The 3733-nt window shown below is 73.0% G+C and carries 3 protein-coding genes; 2 read left to right on the forward strand and 1 reads right to left on the reverse strand.

Going from position 1 to position 3733, the window contains the following annotated elements; all coding sequences use genetic code 11:
- Window positions 1-273: 273 nt before the first annotated feature.
- Together Q7W29_04155 and Q7W29_04160 are read left to right on the forward strand one after the other, a co-directional pair.
- Window positions 274-1653: a FlgD immunoglobulin-like domain containing protein gene (locus Q7W29_04155; GenBank protein MDO9171007.1), complete on the forward strand. Its 1380-nt coding sequence runs from the start codon at window positions 274-276 to the stop codon at window positions 1651-1653.
- A gap of 62 nt (window positions 1654-1715) precedes the next feature.
- On the forward strand, window positions 1716-2579 hold the full coding sequence (locus Q7W29_04160; protein MDO9171008.1) for a hypothetical protein: 864 nt from the start codon (window positions 1716-1718) through the stop codon (window positions 2577-2579).
- On the opposite strand, the gene Q7W29_04165 is transcribed toward Q7W29_04160, so the two are convergent.
- Window positions 2576-3559 carry a hypothetical protein gene (locus Q7W29_04165; GenBank protein ID MDO9171009.1) on the reverse strand — a complete coding sequence of 328 codons (984 nt, stop codon included), beginning with the start codon at window positions 3557-3559 and terminating at the stop codon, window positions 2576-2578. The two genes, Q7W29_04160 and Q7W29_04165, sit on opposite strands and share 4 nt — an antisense overlap.
- Window positions 3560-3733 lie beyond the last annotated feature (174 nt).

The following is a 3733-nucleotide window of genomic DNA, read 5'->3' on the forward strand; positions in this document are numbered from 1 at the left end:
CGCTTGCGCCACTCCAGGGCGCGGTGCATCTCGCCCCGGTAGAGGTGGACCATGGCCGTGACGTACTCCCCCCGACCGAGCGGTTCCGCCTCGTAGTCGGCGCGCTCGAGCGTGGCGGGATCGGCCTGGGGGTAGATGGGAGAGGATCCGCGTTCGTCTTTCATGGCCGCAATCTACCAGCGCCGCCCGGCATGGGCAAGCCCGGTCAGGACCGCGCGCGCTTGACGTTTTCTCCGATTGCATCTTGCTTATCGTAATATCGGAGGAGATGCAATGGGTCCGAACACGCTACGGCGGGCGCCCCGGGTGCTCGCTGTTTTGGTCTCGATGTCGCTCGCGACGGCCGCGGCGGCCCAGGCGGACCTGTCCGCCCTGTTCGCGCCGGCCACCGGCGCGGAGGTCGCCTCGGTGGCGCAGGACTGGGCCGGGCGCCTGCCCACGCCCACGAACTGGCAGGTCGTGCGCGACGGTGTCGACGCCGCGACGGGCTACGCGGTGCAGGCCGTCAGCCACGAGATCGAAGGCTTCACCCACTACGGCGGGCTGCGCTTCCCGCGGGAGTGGCAGCCCCAGGGCCGCTTCCCCGTCCTGGTGCTGCTGCACGGCGGCTTCGACGGGCTGACCCTCGACTTCCTGGTGAACTTCGACCAGGACTTCCCAGGCACGGCCATCGCCGACAGCTTCCTGGTCGTCGCCCCCACCTTCCGTTCCGAACCTCTCAACGGCGGCGATCCGCTGGGCTACCGCACCAGCGGCGGCGGGCCCTCGCCCTTCGACCGCGACTGCGACGATACGATGGCGCTGCTGACGGCCGTGCTGCTGAACATCCCGCAGGCGGACCCCGGCTACGTCGTCGTGCTCGGCGGCAGCCGCGGCGGCAACGTGGCCTACCATTTGGCCTTGCGGGACCCGCGCGTGCGGCGGACGGCGATCCGCTACGGCCCGACGGACTTCTTCATGGACCACGTGCGCCTGGGCGCCCAGGAGCGCCTCGACACCGGGATCACCGCGGACTCCCTGGGCCGCGAGGTGGCGGACCTGATCGCCGCTCCCTGGCTGGCCGGGCAGCTCACCCTGGCCCAGGCGCGGCACGACCTGATCTCCTGGTGCGTCCTGCCCCACCTGCGCGCCGAGGTTCCCCTACAGATCCACCACGGCGAACTGGACGACACCATCCCGATCCTGCACAGCGCGCGCGCCGATTCGGTCATGGTCGCCGAGGGGGCCACGGCGCCGCAGTACGTCTATTACGTGTACCCGCAGGGCAGCCATGTCCCGAGTTCCCTGCTCGGCAGCGAGCAGCGGATCCTGGACTACCTGCTGGGCCTGCCCGCCCTGACCGAAGTGGGGGCGGCCCCGCCCCGCCCGGCGACGCTGCGCGGCTGGCCGAATCCCTTCGCCGGCGGCACGACGGTGGCGCTGTCCGGTTCCGGCGCGGCGGACAAGACCTCCCCGGCGACGGCGCAGGTGGAGATCCGCGACGCCCGCGGCCGCCTCGTGCGACGTCTGGAACTCGCGCCCGACGGGTCCGCCCTGAGCCGCCGCTGGGACGGTCGCGACGCCGGCGGGCGGGAAGTGGCCGCCGGCGTGTACTACGCCGCCCTGCGCGACCGCCGGGAAACCGCGCCGCTGAAGCTGGTGCGGCTGCGCTGAAGGCGTTGCGGCTTCCGGACGATCCTCTCAACCCGCGGCGGTACGGACCGATGACATCCCCCATGAAGGATTTCGCCAGGTTCGACCCCCAGCGGTTCAGCTGGAAACGCGTCTTTCTGCTGGTGGCGGCCGTTCAGCTCGTGCTGATCGTCACCCTGGTGGTCTACTGGCGCTTCTTCCGCGCCGAGTTCTTCCCCTACCCGATCAACGAGGACGGCACCGTCACCGTCGCCGGCGGCGAGCAGCCGCTGCTGGTGGGCTACGGCGCGCTGATCCCGCCGCCGTGGACCTTCACGGGCGTCGGCACGGACACCCTGTACCTGGCCGGGATGCCGTTCGAGCCCATGTTGAGGCCCGATCCCGCCGACGTGCTGCCCATGCCGATGAGCGACCGGCTGCGCACGGTGCAGATCATGCTCGAGGAGGCGGAGGCGGCCTACCAGACCGCGGACGGCAAGGAAGACGGGATGCGGCGCTTCGCCGCCGAACTGGAGAAGTCGCTGGGCACGGTGCTGGAGACGGTGATCCTGGACGTACCGGGCGAGCTGCTGGTCTGCCGCTTCGTGGGCGACCTGCCCGAGATCACGGTGAACTTCGTGCACGAGCCGCACTGGATCGAGCCGCGGGAGGCGCTGCGCCACCGCCAGTACGACGCGATGCGGGTCTTCATCGAGTGGATGGCGGCGACGCCGGACGGCGTGTTCGGTTTCGGCGAGCGCCACATCGTGGTGTCCGACGATCCCGGCGCCCGCGCCGAGCACCTGCGGGTGCTGCTGGCCCTGCGGGGCGTCAGCACCGGGATGCGCCGCGTCCCGACGCCGGACGACGTGCGCCACGCGCTCGCCGACGACGCGCTCTGCGACAAGTACGACGGCCTGATCCAGGACTACCTGTCGTTCCGGGCCGCCGGCACCGCCACGCGCTAGCTCGCGGGCGCGCGCAGCGCCGCGGTGCGGCCCCCCGCCTCCCGCACGACGAACTCCCAGAACGGGACCCAGGTCAGGGCGACGAGATCCACCCGCACGTCGGTGCGGCGCGGCTTGATCGCCACGGCCGCGATCTCCTTCGCCGCGGCGTCCCAGCGGTCCGCGACCGCGGCCGCTTCCCGCTCGAGCTGCGCGCGCAGCTCGGCGATCTCCCGCTCCAGGCCGGCGACCATCCGCTCCGTTTCCGCGATGTCCATCCGGGCGCTGTCGGTCAGGTGGTGCTTGCGCGCCGCCGCCGCCAAGCCGGTGCGCCGCCTCCCGCCGAACACGCCGAGCATGCCGGCGAGCGTTTCGCCCGCCGACAGCAGCTCCTCGCGCTGGCGCGAGGCGTGGTCGGCCCGGTCCTGCGACAGCTCCGCCTGCTCGCGTTCCAGCCTGGACGTCAGGCGGGCGAGGGCCGTCTCGGCCTTCGTCCGCAGCTTGTCGACGTCGGCGTCGCGGCGCTCGCGGGCCGCGAGCTGCGAGCGACCGGCGAACGTCGCGGCCGACTCGCCGGGCAGGCCGTGGAGGTCGAGGGCGGGGCAGTGCGGCAGGGACAGCTCCCGGTCCCGGTAGAGGTGGTCGGCGAAGTCCTTCGCCGCCGTCTTGTAGACCGCCGCCGCGCTCCAACCGGAGGGCAGCGACGCGAACCGGGCGCCGGGTTCGGGAGCGGGACCCAGGGCATCGGGCGCGAGGGTGGCGGGTTCGGCCTCGCGCCAGCGGACCAGCGCGCCCGCCTCCTGCGGCCGCACCAGCAGGGCGACGGCCTGCTCCGCATCCACGCCCAGCTTGCGGTCGACGAAGGCGACGCGCCCGAAGGCACCGAGCCGCGGCTCGTAGACCAGCGTCGCGTCGGCGACATCCAGGCGCCCGCGCTCCGCTTCGAGGGCGGCCAGGGCCGCCTCGCGGGACAGGGTCGCGGGCGCCCAGGATTGCGGCACCGCGGGCGGCAAGGGGGGTGGAGCGGCGAGGAGGGACGGGGAGTCGCCGGGCGTCGTCGCGTAGGTCGTCGTCGGCGCCGGCGCCGCGGCGGTCGTCGTGTCCGTCGTCGCGCCCCGCGTGAGCTAGCGGATCTGGTCGCGCGTCAGGGGGCCGGGCAGGTAGCTCATCGCCCA

Source organism: bacterium (assembly GCA_030654305.1).
Taxonomy (GTDB): Bacteria; Krumholzibacteriota; Krumholzibacteriia; order LZORAL124-64-63; family LZORAL124-64-63; genus PNOJ01.